General features: G+C 70.0%; 16 protein-coding genes. 8 read left to right on the top strand and 8 right to left on the bottom strand.

The annotated features are described in order from the left end of the window. The first annotated feature begins 241 nt into the window (after positions 1 to 241). Positions 242 to 481 (top strand): DUF3073 domain-containing protein, encoded by a 240-nt coding sequence (locus QFZ50_RS12870; protein WP_307086808.1) that lies wholly within the window; start codon positions 242 to 244, stop codon positions 479 to 481. A gap of 170 nt (positions 482 to 651) precedes the next feature. Here QFZ50_RS12870 and QFZ50_RS12865 read toward each other — a convergent pair whose 3' ends face one another. Continuing rightward, positions 652 to 1,812 carry an ROK family transcriptional regulator gene (locus tag QFZ50_RS12865; RefSeq protein WP_307084748.1) on the bottom strand — a complete coding sequence of 387 codons (1,161 nt, stop codon included), beginning with the start codon at positions 1,810 to 1,812 and terminating at the stop codon, positions 652 to 654. Positions 1,813 to 1,909: 97 nt separating this feature from the next. After that, positions 1,910 to 2,947 carry a LacI family DNA-binding transcriptional regulator gene (locus QFZ50_RS12860; protein ID WP_307084745.1) on the bottom strand — a complete coding sequence of 346 codons (1,038 nt, stop codon included), beginning with the start codon at positions 2,945 to 2,947 and terminating at the stop codon, positions 1,910 to 1,912. A gap of 163 nt (positions 2,948 to 3,110) precedes the next feature. Here QFZ50_RS12860 and QFZ50_RS12855 point away from each other — a divergent pair, with 163 nt between their 5' ends. From QFZ50_RS12855 to QFZ50_RS12835, 5 genes are all read left to right on the top strand, one after another. Then, the gene (locus QFZ50_RS12855; RefSeq protein WP_307084743.1) at positions 3,111 to 4,412 is read left to right on the top strand and encodes an extracellular solute-binding protein; all 1,302 of its coding nucleotides are present in this window, start codon (positions 3,111 to 3,113) and stop codon (positions 4,410 to 4,412) included. A 9-nt stretch (positions 4,413 to 4,421) separates the two neighbouring features. Next, a complete protein-coding gene (locus QFZ50_RS12850; protein WP_307084741.1) occupies positions 4,422 to 5,369 on the top strand; it encodes a carbohydrate ABC transporter permease in 948 nt (315 codons plus the stop codon). Beyond that, positions 5,369 to 6,187, top strand: a complete 819-nt coding sequence (locus QFZ50_RS12845; RefSeq protein WP_307084739.1) for a carbohydrate ABC transporter permease — start codon at positions 5,369 to 5,371, stop codon at positions 6,185 to 6,187. Before QFZ50_RS12850 ends, QFZ50_RS12845 begins: the two co-directional genes overlap by 1 nt. 2 nt (positions 6,188 to 6,189) lie before the next feature. Further along, positions 6,190 to 8,532: a beta-xylosidase/alpha-l-arabinosidase gene (locus QFZ50_RS12840; RefSeq protein ID WP_307084738.1), complete on the top strand. Its 2,343-nt coding sequence runs from the start codon at positions 6,190 to 6,192 to the stop codon at positions 8,530 to 8,532. Positions 8,533 to 8,905: 373 nt separating this feature from the next. Beyond that, positions 8,906 to 9,523 (top strand): hypothetical protein, encoded by a 618-nt coding sequence (locus tag QFZ50_RS12835; RefSeq protein WP_307084736.1) that lies wholly within the window; start codon positions 8,906 to 8,908, stop codon positions 9,521 to 9,523. 98 nt (positions 9,524 to 9,621) lie between these two features. Here QFZ50_RS12835 and QFZ50_RS12830 read toward each other — a convergent pair whose 3' ends face one another. The 3 genes from QFZ50_RS12830 to QFZ50_RS12820 form a co-directional block, all read right to left on the bottom strand. Continuing rightward, positions 9,622 to 11,100 carry a xylulokinase gene (locus QFZ50_RS12830; protein ID WP_307084735.1) on the bottom strand — a complete coding sequence of 493 codons (1,479 nt, stop codon included), beginning with the start codon at positions 11,098 to 11,100 and terminating at the stop codon, positions 9,622 to 9,624. Positions 11,101 to 11,103: 3 nt separating this feature from the next. Continuing rightward, the gene (xylA, locus tag QFZ50_RS12825) at positions 11,104 to 12,294 is read right to left on the bottom strand and encodes a xylose isomerase (RefSeq protein ID WP_307084732.1); all 1,191 of its coding nucleotides are present in this window, start codon (positions 12,292 to 12,294) and stop codon (positions 11,104 to 11,106) included. Positions 12,295 to 12,385: 91 nt separating this feature from the next. After that, positions 12,386 to 13,411 carry a LacI family DNA-binding transcriptional regulator gene (locus QFZ50_RS12820; RefSeq protein WP_307084730.1) on the bottom strand — a complete coding sequence of 342 codons (1,026 nt, stop codon included), beginning with the start codon at positions 13,409 to 13,411 and terminating at the stop codon, positions 12,386 to 12,388. A gap of 178 nt (positions 13,412 to 13,589) precedes the next feature. Between QFZ50_RS12820 and QFZ50_RS12815 the strand changes: the two genes are divergently transcribed. Continuing rightward, complete coding sequence (locus QFZ50_RS12815) at positions 13,590 to 14,729, top strand: endo-1,4-beta-xylanase (RefSeq protein ID WP_307084728.1); 1,140 nt, start codon at positions 13,590 to 13,592, stop codon at positions 14,727 to 14,729. Between the two features lie 75 nt (positions 14,730 to 14,804). Continuing rightward, the gene (locus tag QFZ50_RS12810; protein ID WP_307084726.1) at positions 14,805 to 17,843 is read left to right on the top strand and encodes an endo-1,4-beta-xylanase; all 3,039 of its coding nucleotides are present in this window, start codon (positions 14,805 to 14,807) and stop codon (positions 17,841 to 17,843) included. A 97-nt stretch (positions 17,844 to 17,940) separates the two neighbouring features. On the opposite strand, the gene QFZ50_RS12805 is transcribed toward QFZ50_RS12810, so the two are convergent. From QFZ50_RS12805 to purF, 3 genes are all read right to left on the bottom strand, one after another. Next, positions 17,941 to 18,615, bottom strand: a complete 675-nt coding sequence (locus QFZ50_RS12805; RefSeq protein ID WP_307084725.1) for a haloacid dehalogenase type II — start codon at positions 18,613 to 18,615, stop codon at positions 17,941 to 17,943. Positions 18,616 to 18,679: 64 nt separating this feature from the next. Continuing rightward, positions 18,680 to 19,792 (bottom strand): phosphoribosylformylglycinamidine cyclo-ligase, encoded by a 1,113-nt coding sequence (gene purM, locus QFZ50_RS12800; protein ID WP_307084723.1) that lies wholly within the window; start codon positions 19,790 to 19,792, stop codon positions 18,680 to 18,682. Beyond that, complete coding sequence (purF, locus tag QFZ50_RS12795) at positions 19,789 to 21,348, bottom strand: amidophosphoribosyltransferase (protein ID WP_307084721.1); 1,560 nt, start codon at positions 21,346 to 21,348, stop codon at positions 19,789 to 19,791. Before purF ends, purM begins: the two co-directional genes overlap by 4 nt. Positions 21,349 to 21,371 lie beyond the last annotated feature (23 nt).

Raw genomic sequence — 21,371 nt, 5'->3', positions numbered from 1 at the left:
GTGGCTCCGACTCTATCCAACATCGTCCGCGCACGGGCCCGGCGCAGCGCGGGTGCTCCACGCGGACCGGAGCGCCGTCGCGACGGCCCGCGAGCCGCCGACCGGAACCGACTCGGACGCCGGGGAAAGCATGTAACCTGTAGTTACGACAATTTGACCAAATACTCCGGGGCCTCGCTGCAGCCTTGGGCCTCGTGCCCCAGTGACCACCTCCGGATCGACGCACAAAGGGGGTCACGCCATGGGGCGCGGCCGTCAAAAGGCAAAAGCTACCAAGCAGGCCAGGGATATGAAGTACTTCAGCCCGGCCACGGACTATTCGGCACTGCAGCGAGAGCTCACAGGCCCGGGTAGTCGTGCTTCCACCCGACGTACCGAACCTCTCGAGCCGGTTGAACCGGACTACTCGGAGTACGAGGACAAGTACGCCGACGTTGTCGACGACGACGGCGAGGAGAGCGGCTCACGCCGCACCGGCTGACGCCCGGTCCGCCGACCTCCTGTGCACCACGGCGCATCGACCCTGCAGGGACGATGCGCCGTTCTCTGTGCCTGCGGGCAGGCGGGACCCGGTAACCGGTCCGCGCCCCGCACTGCGCCTGTACCCGCGCCCCGCGCTTCCACCCCGCGTTCCCGCACCCTCCGGGATGCTCAGGACGGTGAGGCGAGCAGGGACTGGAACGCCAGTTCCGCAGCACCGACGAGCAGGAGCTCGGGGCCGAGCGCGGCGCGACGGACCTCCACGCGGCCGGCGAGCGATTGCGCGTTCACGACGTCGGTGAGTTGATCGCCCCGGAAGGCGACGAGGGAGCCGAGGAAACCGCCGAGCACGATCAGCTCCGGGTCGAAGATGTTCACGAAGTCCACGAGGGCGACGGCGAGCAGTTCCAGTTGGCGTTCCGCCTCAGCCTGCACGGCAGCGGAGGGCTCGTCCGACAGCACCTGCTCCAGCGCCTCGATGCCGCCTCCCTCGAGGCCCGCGGCCCCGAGCAGCCGTTCGAGCCGCACCTCGGCATCGAGGCAGCCCGACCGGCCGCAGTGGCACGGGAAGCCGCCCGGGCTGACGAGCGTGTGGCCCAGCTCGCCGCCGTACCCCCGGCTCCCCACCAGCTGCGCTCCTCCCGTCACGATCCCGCCGCCGATACCGCTCGCGCTGCCGTTGAGATAGACGGCGTCGTCCACGCCCAGTGCTGCCCCGAAGATGCTCTCCGCGAGGGAACCGAGGGCGGCGTCGTTCGCCGCGACGGCCGGGAGTTCCAGGGCGCGGCCGAACGGCCCGGTCAGGTCGGCGTCCCGCCAGCCGAGGTGCGGCGCGACGAGCACGCGGCCCGTGCCGGCGTTGACGAGTCCGGGGAGCGCGATACCGACACCGAGCACCCGGTCGAGGCCGGTCAGGACAGGCCGGAGATCGGCCACGATGTCGCGGGTGAGCTCGACGGCGTCCTCGAGGGACGGCACGCCGCGGGTCTCCCGGCGCACGCGCCGGTGGACGTGGCCACCCAGGCCGACGACCCCGACGGTCAGCGCGTCGATGTCCGGGTTCACGGCGAGGACGGCGACGCCCGGATTGGCCCGCACGATGGGGCTCGGGCGGCCGACCCGGCCACCGACCGCCGGGTCCGTCTCATGGACGAGCTGCTTCTCCGTCAGGGCGGACACGAGGGCGCCGACGGTCGAGCGGTTGAAGCCGCTGCGGCGGGTCAGTTCCGACCGCGACAGCGGTCCGTGCCGGTGGACCATCGTGAGGATCTGCGACAGGTTCTGTGTGCGAAGGCCTTCCGTGCCGTTCGTCGCACCGGGTGATGACCGCACGGCCCTGGGTTCTCCTTCGTCCTGCAGGAGCCCTTCTGCGCACCTGGCGTGGCCCCTATCGTATCCAGACCGGCCGTGGCCGGGCGGAGGCGGCCGGTCAGGCCGCCTGTCCGGCGCGCTCGGACGGCGCAGCCGTGCTCTGGCGGACCACGAGGCTCGTGGCGAGGTCCAGCCGGAGGTTGTTCGGGCGCTCACCGTCCCGCAGCCGCAGCACCATGCGCGTGGCCTCCTCCGCCATCTGGATGAGCGGCTGGTGGACGGTGGTCAGGGCAGGGCTGGACCACTGTGCCAGCTGCAGGTCGTCGTAGCCCACGATCGACAGCTCGTCCGGTACCCGGAGCCCGATCTGGCGGGCGGCGTCGAGCACGCCCAGCGCCTGCAGATCGCTGCCCGCGAAGATCGCCGTCGGGGGGTGGGGGCTGCGCAGCAGGGAGAACGCGTGGTCCCGTCCGCCGTCCACGTGGAAGTTCCCGTAGCGGATGAAGTCCGGATCGATCGGCAGGGAGGCCATGCCCATGGCGGAGCGGTAGCCGTCGATCCGGGCCAGGGAGCACATCATGTCCTCGGGTCCGCTGATCGCGGCGATCCTCGTGTGTCCGAGGTCGATCAGGTGGCGGGTCGCCATCATGCCGCCCGACCAGTTGGCCGAGCCCACGGACGGGACATCGGGGGAGGGGTCTCCCGCCGGATCGATGATGACGAAGGGGATGGAGCGGGCGTCCAGCTTGCTGCGGAAGTCCTGCGGGAGGTCGGAGAACACGAGGACGACGCCGGCGGGCCGCCGCGACATCACGCCCTCGATCCACTCGGTGCCGGGAGCATGCCGGGTGCCCGTCTCCGTCAGGACCACGCTCATGCCGTGCTCGCGTGCGACATTCTCGACGCCCCGGATCAGTTCGAGCGCCCAGGCGCTCTCCAGCTCGTGGAAGACCAGCTCCACGAGTGCCGCCCTGGCCGCGGACACCTTGCGGCGCCGGTAGCCATGCTCCTCGAGGAGCACCTCAACTTTCGCTCGCGTTTTCGGTGACACGTCGGCTCGTCCATTGAGAACCTTGGAGATCGTGGACAGGGAAACGCCCGCCGCCGTCGCGAGCTGAGCGAGGGTGACGCGCGGTTCTTCCGCCGGAATCGACATGCGGCCAGCTTACATGCGGGGTTTGACGGGCCACCGCCCGCGTCGGCCGCGGTTTGTGACGGGCCACACATCTCATGTTGCGCATCCGGAGCCGCACTACATACACTCAATCCACTACATAACTTTCGATACTATTATCGAAACTTTCGAGAGGCGTTCAACGATGAACAACCGAACCTGGATGTCCCGCAGTCTTGCAGGCACCGCGGTCCTGATGCTCGGCCTCACCCTCGCAGGGTGCGGCGGTGGAGGCGGCGACGCGTCCAGCCGGCCCGAGAACGAGCTGCACCTGGCCGTGTACGGCGATGCCAGCAACAAGGTCGAGCAGGCCATGGTGGACAAGTTCAACCAGACCTCCGACGTCAAGGTCGTGCTCGACACGATCCCCGGCGCGGACTACCAGACCAAGCTGCAGACCATCATCGACACCGATTCCGCTCCGGACATCTTCTTCAACTGGGGTGGGGGCAGCATCGCGAACTTCGTGAAGGCCGATCTGCTGATGCCCCTCGACGACCTGATCGAGGAGGACCCGCAGCTGAAGGACGCCTTCCTGCCGTCGGTCTTCGACACGGCCGTCATCGACGACAAGAGCTACGGCATCCCGATGCGCGGAACCCAGCCCGTGATGCTCTTCAACAACTCCGACGTGCTCAAGCAGGCCGGCATCGATGCCCCTCCCGCCACCTGGGACGACCTCCTGGACGACGTCGAGAAGCTGAAGGCGGCCGGCGTGACGCCGATCGCGCTCGGCGGCGCCGACCAGTGGCCCACCCAGATGTGGTTCCAGTACGTCTTCGACCGCGTGGCCGGTGAGGGCCTGTTCCAGTCGGCGCTCGACGGCGACACGGACGTGTGGGACTCCGAGGAGAGCCGCGAGGCGCTCGGCAAGCTGCGCGAACTGATCGACGCAGGTGCCTTCGGCACCAACTTCGACTCCGTCAAGTTCACCGACGGCGGGTCTCCCACCCTGCTCTCCAGCGGCCGGGCAGGCTTCGAGCTCATGGGTTCGTGGGCCTACGCGACGCACCTGGATGCCAACCCCGAGTTCGCGGAGAACGTCCTCGGCTACAGCGAGTTCCCCGCCATCGAGGGCGGGAAGGGCGACCCCGCCAACCTCGCCGGCAACACGAACAACTTCTACTCGATCACCAAGAACACCCGATACCCCGAGGAGGCCGGTGAGTTCCTGAAGCTCATGTACTCGGACGAGTTCGTGCAGGAGCAGATCGCCATCGGCAACCTGCCCACCACCACCAACACGGAGGAGTTCCTCGACGAGGCCTCCAACCCGGAGTACGCGAAGTACCAGTTCGACCTCGTGAAGGACGCGCCCCACTTCCAGCTCTCCTGGGACCAGGCCTACCCGCCCGAGGCAACGGTGACCATCCACACCGCCGTGGCCCAGTTCTTCAGCGGCCAGATCGATGAAGACGGCTTCATCAAGGCCATGCAGAGTCTCTAGGACATCCCCATGACAACGCTTGCAACGCGCAGGCAGGCCGGGCCGGGCGGCTCCACTCCGAGCCGCCCGGCCCGCTCGGGCGCCTCCTCCGTGGGGCGTCCGGGCTTCGCCTGGGCCCTGCCCGCCACGATCTTCTTCGCCCTCTTCGCCCTCGTGCCGCTGGCCGCGGTCGCCGTCCTGTCCTTCACCTCGTGGAGCGGCCTCGGCGATCCGGAGTTCGTGGGGCTCGAGAACTGGGAGACGCTCGTCACCGATCCGGTGATGGTCAAGAGCCTCTGGCTCAGCCTGCTCTTCATCGTCCTCGGGGTGGTCACCCAGACGCCACTGAGCATCCTGCTCGGCGTGTGGGCGGCAGGCAACCAGCGCAACCGCGCCATCCTCAGCGCCATCTACTTCGTTCCGCTGCTCCTGTCCTCGGCCGCCATCTCCGTGCTGTGGCGTGCGCTGCTCGATCCGAACTTCGGCATCCCGGGGCAGCTGTCCTGGCTCTTCGGCGACGGCAACCTGCTCGGCACCCAGTCGGGCGCGATCGGCGTCCTGATCTTCGTCGGCATGTGGCAGTTCACCCCCTTCCACACCCTGATCTACCAGGGCGCGGCCAAGGGCATCCCGACCGTGCTGTACCAGGCGGCGTCGATCGACGGCGCGGGTATGGTGCGCCAGTTCTTCTCCATCACCCTGCCCCAGCTGCGGAACACGGCCATCACCTCGATCATCCTGATGGTCGTCGGTGGTCTGACGACCTTCGAGACGGTGCTCATCCTCACCAACGGCGGACCGGGCACCGACACCACCATCACGGCCTTCTACATGTACCAGGAGGCGTTCCAGAGCTTCGACTTCGGCGTCGGCAGCGCGATCGCGCTGGTGCTCGTCGTCGTCGCCACCCTGATCTCCCTCGTGGTGGTCAAGGTGTCCGGCTACGACAAGATGAACAGCTCGCTGGAAGGACTCTGATGAAGACCCGCCCCAATTACCTCGCCGGTATCGGCTCCTTCATCTGGCTGCTGATCGTCGCGATCCCCCTGTACGTGATGCTCTCGGGCACCTTCCAGACGCGTGAGGAGTTCGGGGACAACGGCCCGCTGTCCTTCCCCTCGAGCTTCACGCTGCAGAACTACGCGGATGCCATCACCAGCGGGTTCGGCCGGTACTTCCTGAACACGGTGGTAGTGACGGTCGGCGTCGTCGCGATCGTCCTGCTGCTCGTCCCGCCGCTCAGCTACGCGATCGTGCGCAGCCGGAGCCGTGCGGCGTCGTTCGTGTTCCGCTTCTTCCTGCTGGGGCTCGCGATCCCCGCGCAGGCCGTGATCGTCCCGGTGTTCTACCTGATCAACACGGTGGGACTCTACGACAACCTGATCGGCGTCATCCTCCCGACGGCGGCGTTCGCCCTGCCCATCTGCACGCTGATCCTCAGCGGCACGATGCGCGACATCACGGGCGAGCTGTACGAGGCGATGGCCATGGACGGCGCCAGCCCCGCCCGGGCCTTCTTCCGGCTGGTCCTGCCGCTGTCCAAGGGCGGGATCTCCACGATCGCGGTCTTCTCCGCGCTCCAGGCGTGGAACGGCTTCCTGTTCCCCCTGATCCTGACCCAGTCCGAGAGCACCCGCGTGGTGACCCTCGGCCTCTTCAACTTCCAGACCCAGTACGGCATCAACATCCCGGGGCTGCTCGCCGCCGTGACCCTCTCGATGGTGCCCGTGCTGCTCGTCTACCTGTTTGCGCGCCGCGCGCTTGTCCAGGGCCTCATGGGCGCTGGCGGAAAGTGATCATGACAGAAACAACACTCAACGACGCCCCCTGGCGGAACACCGCCGCCGCACCGGAGGACCGCGTCGACTCCCTGATCGGGGCGATGACCCTCCGCGAGAAGGTCGCCCAGCTCGTCGGCGTCTGGGTCGGCGCCAACACCGAGGGTGGCGAGGTCGCCCCGCACCAGCACGAGATGAACGACGCGCCGGACCTCGACGAGCTCCTGCCGAACGGCCTCGGCCAGCTGACCCGCCCCTTCGGCACCGCACCCGTGGAGCCGGGACTCGGCGCCCTGTCGCTGCAGCGCACGCAGGAGCGGATCACCGCCGCCAACCGCTTCGGCATCCCCGCCCTCGTGCACGAGGAATGCCTCGCCGGCTTCGCCGCCTGGAAGGCGACGGCGTACCCCGTGCCCCTCGCCTGGGGCGCCACGTTCAACCCCGAGCTGGTGCGGACCATGTCCTCGGCCATCGGGGCGGACCTCCGTTCGGTGGGCGTGCACCAGGGTCTCGCGCCGGTGCTCGACGTCGTCCGCGACGCCCGCTGGGGCCGGGTCGAGGAGACCATCGGGGAGGACCCCTACCTCATCGGGACCATCGCGACGGCGTACGTCCAGGGGCTCGAGCGTGCGGGGATCGTCGCCACCCTCAAGCACTTCGTCGGCTACTCGGCGTCGAAGGCCGGGCGCAACCTCGCCCCCGTCTCGATCGGTGAACGGGAGCGGGCCGACGTGCTGCTGCCTCCGTTCGAGATGGCGATCCGCGAATCCGGCGTGCGCTCGGTCATGCACGCCTACACGGACATCGACGGCGTCCCCACGGCGGCGGACGCCTCGCTCCTGACCGGGCTGCTCCGCGACACCTGGGGCTTCGACGGCACGGTGGTCGCCGACTACTTCGGCATCGCCTTCCTGAAGGAACTGCACCGTATCGCCTCGACACTCGGCGAAGCGGCGGGGGCGGCGCTGAGCGCGGGCGTCGACGTCGAACTGCCCACCGTGCACACGTTCGGTGAGCACCTTCTCGCCGAGATCGACGGCGGACGGGTGGAGGAGGGGCTCGTGGACCGTGCGCTCCGCCGGGTCCTGCGGCAGAAGCTGGACCTCGGTCTCCTGGACCCGGACTGGTCGCCGGTCCCACCGGCCCTCCACACGACCGACGCGGGCACGCCCGTCGTCGACCTCGACTCTGCCGGCAATCGCGCCATCGCCACCGAGCTCGCGGAACAGTCGATCGTCCTCGTGGGCAACAGCGGGATCCTCCCCCTCACCGGCGCGCCGCGCATCGCTCTGATCGGCCCCAACGCCGACACGCACCGCGCCTTCTTGGGCTGCTACTCCTTCCCCGCGCACGTGGGCGAGCAGCACCCCGAGATCGCGATGGGCCTGTCCATCCCGACGGTCGCGGACGCACTCCGGCGCGAGTTCGCCGACAGCGACATCACCCTCGCCGCCGGCTGCACGATCGACGGCACCGCGACGACGGGCTTCGACGAGGCGCTCGCCGTCGCCGGTGGGGCCGACGTCGTCGTCGCCGTGCTCGGTGACCGGGCGGGCCTCTTCGGCCGCGGCACCAGCGGCGAGGGCTGCGACGCCGAATCCCTCGCCCTCCCCGGCGTGCAGCAGCAGCTCCTCGACGAGTTGCTCGCGACCGGCAAGCCGGTCGTCGTCGTCCTACTGACCGGACGCCCGTACGCCCTCGGGTCCGCCGCGGCGGAGGCCGCCGCCATCGTCCAGGGATTCTTCCCGGGCGAGGAGGGCGCAGCGGCCGTCGCAGGTGTGCTGAGCGGACGGGTCAACCCGAGCGGACGCCTCCCGGTCAGCATCCCCGGCTCGCCGGGCGCCCAGCCCTCCACCTACCTCGCGGCACCCCTGGCCCAGGCCAGCGGGGTGTCCAACATCGATCCCAGCGCGGCCTTCGCCTTCGGACACGGCGTCGGGTACACGGACTTCACCTGGACCGATGCGGGGTCGACGACGGACTCGGCGCCCACCGACGGCGAAGCCACCGTCCACGTGACGGTGACGAATGCCGGGGAGCGCGACGGCGTCGAGGTGGTGCAGCTCTACCTGCACGACCCCGTGGCGTCCGTCGTCCGGCCCGTGCAGCGCCTCGTCGCCTATGCGCGCGTGCCCCTGGCCGCAGGAGCCTCGGCGCGGGTGGCCTTCACCGTCCCGGCGGACGTCACGTCCTTCACCGGACGGGACGGGCGGCGGATCGTCGAACCGGGTGCGCTCGAACTGCGGCTGGGAGCGTCGAGCAGCGACATCCGCGCTGCCCTGCCACTCACCCTGACCGGCGGCGTGCGGTCCGTGGACCACACGCGCAGGCTGCACTGCGACGTGCAGGTGGATGCTGCCTGAGGTCCCCCGCACGGCACGACCTGCAACCCGCTCCCGTCCACGGGGGCGGGTTGCCGTGTTCCCGGGACCGGACACCCATACCCGGACAGCGAGGTCCGGGCAAACGGCGAATCGATCACGACCGGGGGCGGCAGCCCTGCTCCCGGTGTCCGGCCCGAGGCTGCACCGGCACGCAGCGGCGCACTTCCGCGGGATGGCGGGGGCGAGGCAGTCGCCGGACCACCGCGTCGTCGCCTTCCTGCACGGAGGGCAACTTAAGGTGCTTGCGCTCCTCCGTCCCGGCCTTCACGGTAGTAAGCAGGCTGATCTTTCGTGGCGGTACCGCGGTGGCACCACGAAGGGTCGTTCCCATCTACCGAGGAGCAGCACCATCATGGCAACAGAGAACACATCGGGTGCACGCACTCCGCGCGGTCGGCGCGACGACGTGGTGGCCGCGGAGAAGGAGCGGTTCGGCGGCATCAAGTTCGGCTCGGCGTTCTTCGGCTGGCTGACGGCGATCGGGCTCACCGTGATCCTCAGCGCACTCGCGGCGGCGATCGGTGTCGGCATAGGTGCGTCGACGTCCGGGACGGCGGGCGAGGCCGCCAACCAGGCCCAGGAGAATGCCCAGACCCTCGGGATCGTCAGCGGGATCGTCCTCGCGGTCATCCTGTTCATCGCGTACTACTGCGGCGGCTACGTCGCGGGCCGCATGGCCCGGTTCGACGGCGCCAAGCAGGGCATCGCCGTCTGGCTGTGGGGCATCATCGTCGCGATCGTCCTGGCGATCCTCGCCGCCGTCGCAGGCAACCAGTTCAACGTCCTCGAGCAGGTCCAGGGTCAGCCCGCCATCCCCGTCGACGGCAGTGCGCTGACGGCGAGCGGTCTGATCGGTCTCGCCATCGCGATCCTCGTCCCACTCATCGGTGCAGTCCTCGGCGGCAAGGCGGGGATGCGCTTCCACCGCAGGGTCGACCAGGTGGGCATCGACCACCAGGCCGGACTCTAGCGGGCCTGCCGTCCGCGCCGGCGGACGGGAGCACGGACGACAGGAGGCACCACCCCGCACGGGATGGTGCCTCCTGTCGTCCGATCGAGGGCGAGGGCCTAGAACGTCACGGAACCCACCGCAGCGCCGTACTGCTCGCGGATCACCGGCCGATGATCCGCGGCGCGGTCCTCGACGGTCTCGACCGCCCACTGCGGACGCGATCCCGTCAGGGTCCAGGCCGCCTGCACGGCGGCTCCCCGGGCCACGTATTCGCCCGGGGCGGGGATCCGGACCGGCAGGTCGAACACCTGTGCCGCGACCTCCTGGACGGCGGCGTTCTGCGCGGCGCCGCCGATGAGCAGCAGGTGCCGCGGCACCACGCCGGCCGCACGCACGGCGTCCAGCGCATCCGCCAGTCCGCACAGCATCCCCTCGATGGCCGCACGGGCCATGTTGGCCCGGGTTGCCGAGGCGATGCTCAGGTTGTGGAAGCTCGCCTTCGCCGTCGGGAGGTTGGGCGTGCGCTCACCCTCGAAGTACGGCACGAGGACGACTCCGCCGGAACCCGGCGCGGCCTCGCGTGCCAGGTCGGCGAAGCCGTCGTGGTCCACCCCGAGCACGCCCGCGACCGAGGACAGCACGCGGGCCGCATTGAGGGTCGCCACGAGGGGGAGGAACAGGCCGCTGGCGTCGGCGAAACCGGCCACCGTCCCGGACGTGTCCGCCACGGCGTCGGCGGCGACGGCGAAGACCGTGCCGCTGGTGCCGAGGGACACGACGACGTCACCCTCCTCCGCCCCGAGGCCCAGGGCCGCGCCGGCGTTGTCGCCGGCACCGGGCCCCAGGACGATACGGCGGTCCGCCGACGCGAGGAACGAGGAATGCACGGAGCCTGCAGCCGCATCCGCCCGCAGGACGCGGGGGAGCACCACCACAGCCGGGTCGGGCTCGCCGCCGAGCTGCGCCTCGCGGGCAGGACGGCCGAGCATCTGCTCGAAGAGCGCGACGTCGTAGGCGTCCGTCGCGGGGTTCCAGTACCCGGTCCCGCTCGCATCCGAGCGATCGGTGACCAGTTCCCCGAGTACCGGGCCCAGGGGTGATTCCCCGTTGGGCCCGAAGCCGCGCAGCCGCCACGTCAGCCAGTCGTGGGGGAGCGCCACGGCAGCGATGGCCGGCACGACGTCGGGCTCGGCGTCCCGCACCCACCGCACCTTGGTGCCGGTGAAGGACGCCACGGGCGCGGATCCGGTGCGGGCGACGAGCTCGTCGACGCCCAGCTCACCGATGAGGTCGCGGGCGGCGCCTGCAGACCGTGTGTCGTTCCACAGGAGTGCGTCCCGCAGGACGCGTCCGTCGCGGCCCAGCAGCACCATGCCGTGCTGCTGACCCGCTATCGAGAGGGCGTCGACGTCGTCCCCGAGTCCGTCAGCACCGGACAGCGCTGAGAGCAGTGCCTGCCACCACGCCTCCGGGTCCACCTCCGTGCCCTCCGGGTGGAGGGCACGGCCGGTGCGGACCTCGGCACCGGTGGAGGTGTCGACGACGACGACCTTGCAGCTCTGGGTCGACGAGTCGACGCCGGCAACGAGGGCCATGGGTCAGCGGGCCCCGAGCAGGTGCTCGATGAAGAGCTGCTGGAGCTTCACGAAGCCGAAGCCCTTGCCGTTGAAGTAGGCACCGGTGTCGAACTCCTCGTAGGAGGCGCGGTCCGCACGCAGTGCCTCGTAGCCCTCGCCCTCGTTGAGGGTGGGCTCGTTGATCTCGGACACGCGGGAAGCGGCCAGCGCGGCCTGGACCTCGGGATCGGCGCGGAATGCTGCAGCGCGTTCCTTCAGCAGCAGGTAGGTCTGCATGTTCGCCGCGGCCGAGTCCCAGACGCCGTTCATGTCCTCGGTCCGGCTCGGCTTGTAGTCGAAGTGGCGCGGGCCGTCGTAGGACGGACCGCCGGCGGGGCCGCCGTTCTCGAGCAGGTCCACGAGCGAGAAGGCGTTCTGCAGGTCGCCGTGTCCGAAGACGAGGTCCTGGTCGAACTTGATGCTGCGCTGGCCGTTGAGGTCGATGTGGAACAGCTTGCCCTGGTAGAGGGCCTGGGCGATGCCGTGCGTGAAGTTCAGCCCGGCCATCTGCTCGTGGCCGGTCTCGGGGTTGATGCCCACGAGTTCCGGGCGCTCGAGGGTCTCGATGAAGGCCATCGCGTGCCCGAGGGTGGGCAGGAGGATGTCGCCGCGCGGTTCGTTGGGCTTGGGCTCGATCGCGAAGCGGATGTCGTATCCCTTGTCGGTGACGTAGTCGCCGAGCAGGTTGACGGCTTCGCGGTAGCGCTCGAGCGCGCCGCGGATGTCCTTGGCGGCGTCGTACTCGCTGCCTTCGCGGCCGCCCCACATGACGAACGTCTTGGCGCCGAGTTCCGCCGCGAGGTCGATGTTGTCGAGGACCTTGCGGAGGGCGAAGCGGCGGACGCCGCGGTCGTTGCTCGTGAAGCCGCCGTCCTTGAAGACCGGGTGGCTGAACAGGTTCGTCGTGACCATGGGCACGATCAGGCCGGTGGACTCGAGGGCGCCCTTGAGCCGGTCGATCTGCGCCTGGCGCTCGCCGGCGCTGGAGCCGAAGGGGAAGAGGTCGTCGTCGTGGAAGGTGATGCCGTAGGCACCGAGGTCGCTCAGCCGGTTGACGGCCTCGACGACGTCGAGCGGTGCCCGGGTCGCCGAACCGAACTGGTCCTGGGCTTCCCAGCCCACCGTCCAGAGTCCGAAGGAGAATTTGTCATCGCGTGTGGGCTCGATCGCCATTGAGTGCTCCAGGAAGTGTGTGTGACCAATATGTTGCCGTTACAAACATATTAGGTTTACGCCCAGAGTCAAGCGGGACTTCTCCGGACCGTCAGCCACCCATGGCCTGGACACTCGCCCGCTGGACGAGCCGGGTGGAGAGCTCGATGCGCGGGCTCTCCACCGTCTCGCCCCGGATGAGCCGGACGAGCGTCCGGGCGGCGAGGCTCCCCATCTCGGAGAGCGGTTGGCGGACGGTCGTCAGGGGCGGCGACGCCCACCCGGCCTCGGGGAGATCGTCGAATCCGATCACGCTGAGATCGTCCGGGATGCGCAGGCCCTGCTGTCGGGCCGCCTCGTACACGCCGAGCGCCATCTGGTCACTGGCGGCGAAGATCGCGGTCGGCCGTCCGGGCAGTGAGAGGAGCTCGGTCCCGGCGGCGAAGCCCGACGCGTAGTCGAAGTCGCCGTTGATGACGAGCGCGGGATCGAAGGGGATCCCGGCGGCGTCGAGCCCCGCCCGGTAGCCGTCGAGGCGCGCACGGCTGCACCAGAGGCCCGGGCGGCCCGCGACGAACCCGATGCGGCGGTGGTTCTGCTGGGTCAGGTGCTCGGTCGCGGTGACGGCGCCGGTCCAGTTGGTCGCCCCGATGGTAGGGACCTCGAGGTCCGGGACGCCGGCGGGGTCCACGACGACGACGGGCAGGTTGAGCCGCTGCAGTTCCGCGTGGAGGAACGAGTCGAGGTCGGTCGTCACGAGGATGGCGCCGTCGCTCGTCCTGGCGCCGAGGGTGTCGAGCCACTTGCGGGTGGAATCGGCGCCGCCCCTGCGGTGGATCGCGGAGACCACCACGGACACGCCCTCGGCGTTGAGGGACTCCTCGACGCCGCGGATGATCTCCACCGCCCACGGACTGTCGAGATCGTTGAAGACGAGGTCCACGAGCCCGGACGGCGCGGACTGCGCCGCTCCGCGCCTCCGGTACCCGTAGTCGCGGAGCAGGGCCTCCACGCGCTCACGCGTGGCCGGGGCGACGTCGGACCGCCCGTTGAGCACGCGGGAGACCGTGGGGATGGAGACGCCGGCCGCCGAGGCGATGGCGGAGATCGTCACCGCGGGCTGGGTGTTCTCCTGCACAGGTCCTCCTCCGGGCACCCGGGATCACCACTGCGCCCCCGACACCATTCCGACATGCGCCCTTGACCTCAAGGGCGCGGTGTTCCTAACCTACAGCAACGGTATTTCCGGAAAGTTCCGGAAAAGTTCCGATCAGAGGATCGGACAACCGCACCTCAGGTACCTCAAAGGAGAGCTCATGAAGGTCCATCACTCCATCGCAGCGGCGGTCCTCGCCTCGGCGATGATCCTTCCCACCGCGGTCCCCGCCTTCGCGGCCCAGGACCACAGGTCCCAGGCACCCGGGATCGAGAAGCAGGACACCCTCCGCCGGGCCGCCCCACGGGATCTCAAGATCGGGACGGCCGTCGCCGGCGGAGGCCACCACGAGACCCAGCCGTATCCGGCCCCGTTCCCCAACGACAAGGAATACCTCCAGCACCTCGCCGCCGAGTTCAGCTCCGTCTCGCCGGAGAACCAGCTCAAATGGGAGTACGTGCACCCGGAACGCAACACCTACCGCTTCGCCGAGATGGACGCCATCGTCGAGTTCGCGCAGCAGAACAAGCAGGTGGTCCGCGGACACACCCTGTTCTGGCACAGCCAGAACCCGGCCTGGCTCGAGGAGGGCGATTTCTCCAAGGAGGAGCTGCGGGCGATCCTCAAGGAGCACATCCAGACGGTCGTGGGCCGGTACGCGGGCAGGATCCAGCAGTGGGACGTCGCCAACGAGATCTTCAACGACAACGGCACCCTGCGCACCACCGACAACATCTGGATCCGCGAACTCGGTCCGGAGATCATCGGCGACGCGTTCCGCTGGGCCCACGAGGCGGACCCGAAGGCCAAGCTCTTCTTCAACGACTACGGCGTGGAAGGCATCAATGCGAAGAGCAATGCCTACATCAAGCTCATCCCGCAGCTGCAGGCCCAGGGCGTCCCCGTGGACGGCTTCGCCATCCAGGGCCACCTGAGCACGCGGTACGGATTCCCCGGAGACCTCCAGGCGAACCTCCAGCGCTTCGACGACCTCGGGCTGGAGACGGCCATCACCGAGATCGACGTGCGCATGGACGTGGCCGCCGGAACGCAGCCGACGGCCGGGCAGCTCGCCCAGCAGGCGACCTACTACCAGCGTGCACTCCAGGCGTGCGTGAGCGTGGACGAGTGCAACTCCTTCACCATCTGGGGCTTCACCGACAAGTACTCCTGGGTCCCGGTGTTCTTCTCCGGTGAGGGCGAGGCGACCGTGATGTGGAACGACTTCACCCGCAAGCCCGCCTACTACGCCCTGCAGGACACCCTCGAGCAGGCGTCCCCGGGGCGCGGCAACCGCTAGGCAGCACGACCGGCACGACCACCCAGCAGGCCGTGGCCCGCCCGAACCGGGCGGGCCACACCATCAAGGAGAACCATGAGACAACGACGTCTGATCGCAGGCGCCACGGCCTTCGGCCTGATCACGGGAGCCGGCGTGCTGACGCTCCCCGCTGCCCAGGCGGACGGGCCGTCCGTGCTGCTGAACGAGGATTTCGAGGACGGCAGCTTCACCCCGCTGACCCTCAACGGCGGATCCGCGCTGTCGGTGATCGACGCCGACGGCGACAAGGCCCTGCTGGTGCAGGGCCGCGCCAACGACTACGACGGCATCAGGACGCCGGCCGGCCTCCTGCAGGCGGGAGGCGCCTACACGTTCTCGGCCCAGGTCCGGCTCTCGGCGGCTGCGGGCACGACGACGTCGGCCCGCTTCCTCGTCGAGCCCGCCTACACCTGGGTCGGCAACACCACGGTCTCGGCGGACGCCTGGACCACCGTGACCGGAACCTTCAACGCCCCTGCCGGGGCGGACCCGGCGACCCTGCGGGCCTACCTCGGAACAGGAGACCTCGGTGCACCCTACGACTACCTCATCGACGACATCGTGATCACCGGGACGGCAGCACCCGGCGACGGCGGGGCCTGGCAGCCCACCCCGGATCCGGCGTTCGTCCCCGGGGGAGCCGCCAACCCGACGGCCACCCCCGTGACCGCGGCCCGCGGTACCGGCAACGCCGTCGCGCTGACGTTCGACGACGGGCCGAACCCGGGCGAGACCGCGGCCGTCCTCGATCTCCTGCGCGACAAGGGCATCACGGCCACGTTCTGCATCATCGGGCAGAACGTCGAGGCAGCGGGCGGCGCCGACCTGCTCCGGCGGATCGTCGCGGAGGGGCACACGCTGTGCAACCACGGCACCTCCTACGACGACATGGGCCCGTGGACGCAGTCGCAGGTCGAGGCGGACCTCAAGGAGAACCTGCGCATCATCCGGCGCGCCGCCGGGGACCCGACGCTGGAGGTGCCCTACTTCCGTGCACCGAACGGCAGCTGGGGCGCCACCGGCGATGTCGCCGCAGCACTCGGCATGCAGCCGCTCGGCCTCGGCAACGTCATCTTCGACTGGGACGGCAACGACCTCAGCGAGGCGACACTGATCGCGAACCTCCGCAGGGCGTTCACACCCGGCGCCGTGGTCCTCGCGCACGATGGCGGCGGCGACCGCTCGAACACCGTCAGGGCGGTCACGACCGTCGTGGGCGAGAAGCTCGCGGAGGGCTGGACGTTCACCCTGCCGGGCGGTGGCGCGGCCCCCGCTCCGGTCGCTGTGACCTCCGGTTTCGAGACCGGCACCGACGGCTGGACGGCCCGTGGCGACGGCGTCACCGTCGCCACGAGCAGCGATGCCCGCACCGGTAGCGGCAGCCTGCTCGTCACGAACCGCACGCAGCCGTGGCACGGCGCCGCGCTCGACGTGACGGCGGGACTCCCCGTGGGGGTCGCGGTGGAGGTCTCCGTGTGGGCGCGTCTCACCCCGGGCCAGGCGCCCGCGTCGCTCAAGGTGTCCGTCCAGCGGAACAACGGCGGCGGAAGCGCCTACGACGGCGTGGCCGGGGCCGGTGCGACGGTGTCGGCCGACGGCTGGACGCAACTGAAGGGTACCTACACCCTCGGCGCCGCCGCCGACAGCGCCCAGGTGTACGTCGAGGGCCCGGTGGGCCTGGACTTCCTGCTGGACGACTTCAGCCTCGCCCCGTTCGCGGAGAAGCCGATCCAGACCGACGTCCCGGGGCTGAAGGACGTGCTCGGAGCCGACGGGATCGAGCACGTCGGCGTGGCGATCGATGCGCGGGAGACCGTGGGGACCGCCGCGGACCTCGTGCGCCGGCACTTCAACGCCTTCACGCCGGAGAACGCGGGCAAGCCCGAGAGCGTGCAGCCGGTCGAGGGGCAGTTCGCCTTCACACAGCTGGACCAGCTCCTGGACTTCGCGGACGCCAACGACGTGCAGGTCTACGGGCACGTGCTCGCCTGGCACTCGCAGACCCCGGCCTGGTTCTTCAAGGACGGAGCACGTGAGCTCACGAACAGCCCGGCGGACCAGGCACTCCTCAAGGCACGCATGAAAGCCCACATCAAGGGCATCGCGGACCACATCGATGCCCGCTACCCCGAGGGGAACAGCCCCATCTGGGCCTGGGACGTGGTGAACGAGGTCATCGCGGACGGCGACACGGCCAATCCGCACGACATGCGTGACAGCCGCTGGTTCCAGATCCTCGGCGAGGGCTTCGTGGACGAGGCGTTCCGCCTGGCGGACCGCTACTTCCCCGAGGCGGCACTGTTCATCAACGACTACAACACGGAGATGCCGGAGAAGCGGGCCGACTACCTCGACCTGATCCGCGCCCTGAAGGCCAGGGGAGTGCCGATCGACGGTGTCGGCCACCAGGCCCACGTGGACGTCGCCCGGCCCGTGCAGTGGCTCGAGGACTCCATCGAGGCCGTCGAGGCACTGGACCCGGCACTCCTGCAGGCCATCACGGAACTCGACGTCAATGCCTCCACGGAGAACCAGGGCGCCGATGTCAGCGGCGCTCCCGCCGATCCGTACAGCCCGGCGTTCGAGGACGACGCGGACGCCGCGGCGGAGGTCGGGTACTACTACCGCGACCTCTTCGCGATGCTCCGGGAGCACAGCGCCTCCGTGGAGTCGGTGACGTTCTGGGGGATCAGCAACGCCCGCACCTGGCTGCGGACGTGGCCCATGGCCCGTCCCTGGGAGCAGCCGCTGCCGTTCGACGACGAGTTGCAGGCCACGCCGGCCTACTGGGGCATCGTGGATCCGTCCAGGCTGCCCGCCCGGCCCGCCGATGTGCTGCCGCCGCGGATCGCCGACCAGACGGACATCGCCGCCGTCTCCAACGGAGCCAGCGGTGCCAAGGTCGCCTACACGCTGCCGTCGGCCATCGACACCCTCGACGGCGTGGTGCCGCTCGTCTGCGCCCCGGCGTCGGGAACCCGGTTCCCGGTGGGCACCACGATGGTCACGTGCACGGCGACGGACGAGGCCGGGAACACCCGGACCAGCTCGTTCGACATCGTGGTGACCCGGAAGCAGGCGGGCAAGCGCTGACCGGGCCGCAGTGACCACGGCGAAGCCCCTGTCCTCACCGGAGGGCAGGGGCTTCGTCGTGCCGTCGGACCTGCCGGCCGAAGCCGCCGGTCCCGGGTCAGGGTCCGGACAGCTCTCCTGCGAGAGCCACCAGGTCCGGGACCTCGATGTCCGGCCTGGCGAACGAGGAAGGGTAGGCAGCGCCCGTGCGGTTGATCCAGGCCGTTCGCAGCCCGGCAGCGCCGGCGCCGTGGATGTCCCACGGGTGCGCGGCCACGAGCAGCATCTGCCCGACGGTGTGCCCGGTGCGGTGTGCCGCATACTCGTAGGCCTCGCGTGCGGGCTTCCAGCGGGGAGCGTCCTGGACGCTCAGGAGGCGGGACAGCTCGTCCCGGATCCCCCCTCGCCGGAGGAGGGACTCCGCGACCGAGGGTGCCCCGTTGCTCAGCGTCACCAAGGGGGCGAGACAGCCGAGCGCCCTGAGCCCGGGCGCTGCATCCGGGTGCAGGGGGAGATTCCTGAACACAGCCATGATCGAGTCGACCTGCTCCGGATACCGTCCCGGTCCGCAGGTCTCGGCCAGGAGGCCGCGCAGGCCGTCCGCGGCGAGGTCGGCGAAGTCCGGGTTGGTCCCGGCCGCCGTGAGCGCGAACCCGTCGCGCAGTACTTCGGCGAACCACGCCCGGGTGAGCGTGGCAGGCAGCCCGGCCCGGGTGAACGCCTCCGCGAGAGGGCCCAGGTCGGAGAGGGTCCCGTTGACGTCGAGGACGATGACGGACGGCGCGGTGCTCATAGGTCCTGTCCTTCCCTGTTCCGGGCGGCGTGCTGACGCCGGCGTCCCTGGACGCGCTCCGCCCCTAGGCGTAGGCGCCGAGCAGCCGCACCGATCCGCCGTCCACGCCCTTGGCGCCCTGCACGTAGTCCGGTCCGTCGGTGCTGCCGCCGCTCGCGGCACGCACACCACCCATGACCCAGGAGGGGATACCGGCCGCGTTGAGCTGGGCGAGCGCGGCGTCGGCGCCCCCGGCCCCGACGATCGCGACCATCCCGACCCCGAGGTTGAGGGTGCGCTCGAGGTCCGGCAGCGGAACGGAGCCGAGTTGGGCGACGAGCGTGAAGATCGGCGGGAGCTCCCAGGTGGAGCGGTCCACCGTGGCTTCCAGCCCGCGGGGCAGCACCCGCGCCAGGTTCGCCGCGAGTCCTCCGCCGGTGACATGACTGAAACCGTGGACCTGCGCGGCGTCGTTGCGGGCCAGCGCCAGGCAGTCGGACGCGTACACGCGCGTGGGCTCGAGGAGTTCCTCGCCGAGCGTCCGCCCGAGTTCGGAGACCTGGCGGTCCAGGGCCCACCCGGCCTGGTTGACGACGCGCCGCACCAGGGAGTACCCGTTCGAGTGCAGGCCCGACGACGCCATGCCGATCACGACGTCGCCCTCGCGCACGCGCTCGGGACCGAGGACGCGGTCCGCCTCGACCACGCCCGTCGCGGCGCCCGCGACATCGTACTCGTGCTCACCGAGCAGGCCGGGGTGTTCGGCGGTCTCGCCGCCCACCAGGGCGGTACCGGCGGCCGAGCAGCCGGCGGCGATGCCGCGCACGATGTCCGCGATGCGCTCAGGGACCACCTTCCCGCACGCGATGTAGTCGGTCATGAAGAGCGGCTCCGCGCCGACCACCACGATGTCGTCGACCACCATGCCCACCAGGTCGAAACCGATGGTGTCGTGGATGTCCATGGCCTGCGCGATAGCCACCTTGGTGCCCACGCCATCGGTCGACGTCGCGAGCAGCGGCCGCGTGTAGGTCAGGAGGCGGGACACGTCGAAGAGCCCGGCGAAACCGCCGACCCCGCCGAGGACCTGCTCGCCGTGCGTCGCCCGCACGGCGTCCTTCATGAGCTCGACGGCGCGGTCACCCGCTTCGACGTCCACTCCTGCACTGGCATACGTGATGGGGTCGGACACGCTCATACCCGCTCTCTCCTGTCGTCGTCGGTCAGTACGGCTTCGAACTCTGCGTCCGGTCCGGGATCGCATCCCGTGGCGCCGGACTTGTCGGCGGGATTGGAGCGCTCGAGCAGGTTCTTGCCCAGGCGGTCGTCGTCGGGCAGTTCGATCGGGTACGTACCGGTGAAGCATGCGGTGCACAGGCGCTCGCGGGGCTGCTGGGTGGCGGCGATCATGCCGTCCTCGGAGATGTACGCGAGGCTGTCGGCGCCGATGGACTTGCTGATCTCGTCGATCGCGGCGCCGTTGGCGATGAGCTCCGCGCGGGAGGCGAAGTCGATCCCGTAGAAGCACGGCCAGCGCACGGGTGGCGAGGAGATCTTCACGTGGACCTCGGCGGCGCCCGCCTCGCGCAGCATCCGGACCACGGCGCGCTGCGTGTTGCCGCGCACGATCGAATCGTCGACGACGATGATGCGCTTGCCGCGGATGACCGACTCGAGGGCATTGAGCTTGAGCCTGATCCCGAGCTGGCGGAGCGTCTGGCTGGGCTGGATGAAGGTGCGCCCCACGTAGGCGTTCTTCACGAAGCCGTGGGCGAAGGGGATGCCGGACTCCTCCGCGAACCCGACGGCGGCCGGGGTGCCGGACTCGGGGACCGGGATCACGATGTCCGCGATCGCCGAGTTCTCGCGGGCGAGCTGCCGGCCCATCTCCACGCGGGACTCGTACACCGAGCGCCCGGCGATCGCGGCGTCGGGCCGTGCGAGGTAGACGTACTCGAAGACGCAGCCCGCGGCGGTCGGTGAGGCGAAGCGGCTGCTGCGCACGCCGTCCTCGTCGATGGCGATGAACTCGCCGGGCTCGATCTCCCGGATGTAGCTCGCCCCGACGGTTGCGAGCGCCGCCTGCTCGGAGGCCACGACCCAGCCCCGCTCGAGGCGTCCGAGGACGAGGGGGCGCACGCCGTAGGCGTCGCGGGCGGCGTACAGCGTCCCCTCGTCCATGAACACGAAGCAGAAGGCGCCGCGGATGCTCGGCAGCAGTTCCATCGCGGTCTGCTCGAGCGAGCGGTCGTCGTCGCCGGCGAGCAGCGCGGTGACGAGGGCGGTGTCCGTGGTGTTGCCCTGCGCGAGTTCCCCGGCGCGGGGCTTCCCGTGGCGGGCGAGGACCATCTGGTAGAGCTCGGCGGAATTGGTGAGGTTGCCGTTGTGGGCGAGGGCGACCGTGCCCGCGGCGGTGGCGCCGAGCGTCGGCTGTGCGTTGGCCCAGTGCGAGGAGCCGGTGGTGGAGTAGCGGCAGTGCCCGACGGCGATGTGGCCGGTCAGGGTGTTGAGCGTGGCCTCGTCGAAGACCTGGGACACCAGTCCCATGTCCTTGTAGACGTTGATGCGGCGGCCGTCGCTCGTGGCGATGCCCGCCGATTCCTGCCCGCGATGCTGCAGCGCGTAGAGCCCGTAGTAGGTGAGCTTCGCCACCTCCTCGCCGGGCGCCCAGACACCGAAGACGCCGCAGGCATCCTGTGGTCCTTTTTCGCCGGGGAGAAGATCGTGGGAGAGTTGTCCGTCGCCGCGCACCATGTGGTCATTCTCTCACGGTGGGC

Source organism: Arthrobacter agilis (assembly GCF_030816075.1).
Classification (GTDB): domain Bacteria; phylum Actinomycetota; class Actinomycetes; order Actinomycetales; family Micrococcaceae; genus Arthrobacter_D; species Arthrobacter_D agilis_E.
This window is presented reverse-complemented; position numbering and strand designations above follow the sequence as displayed.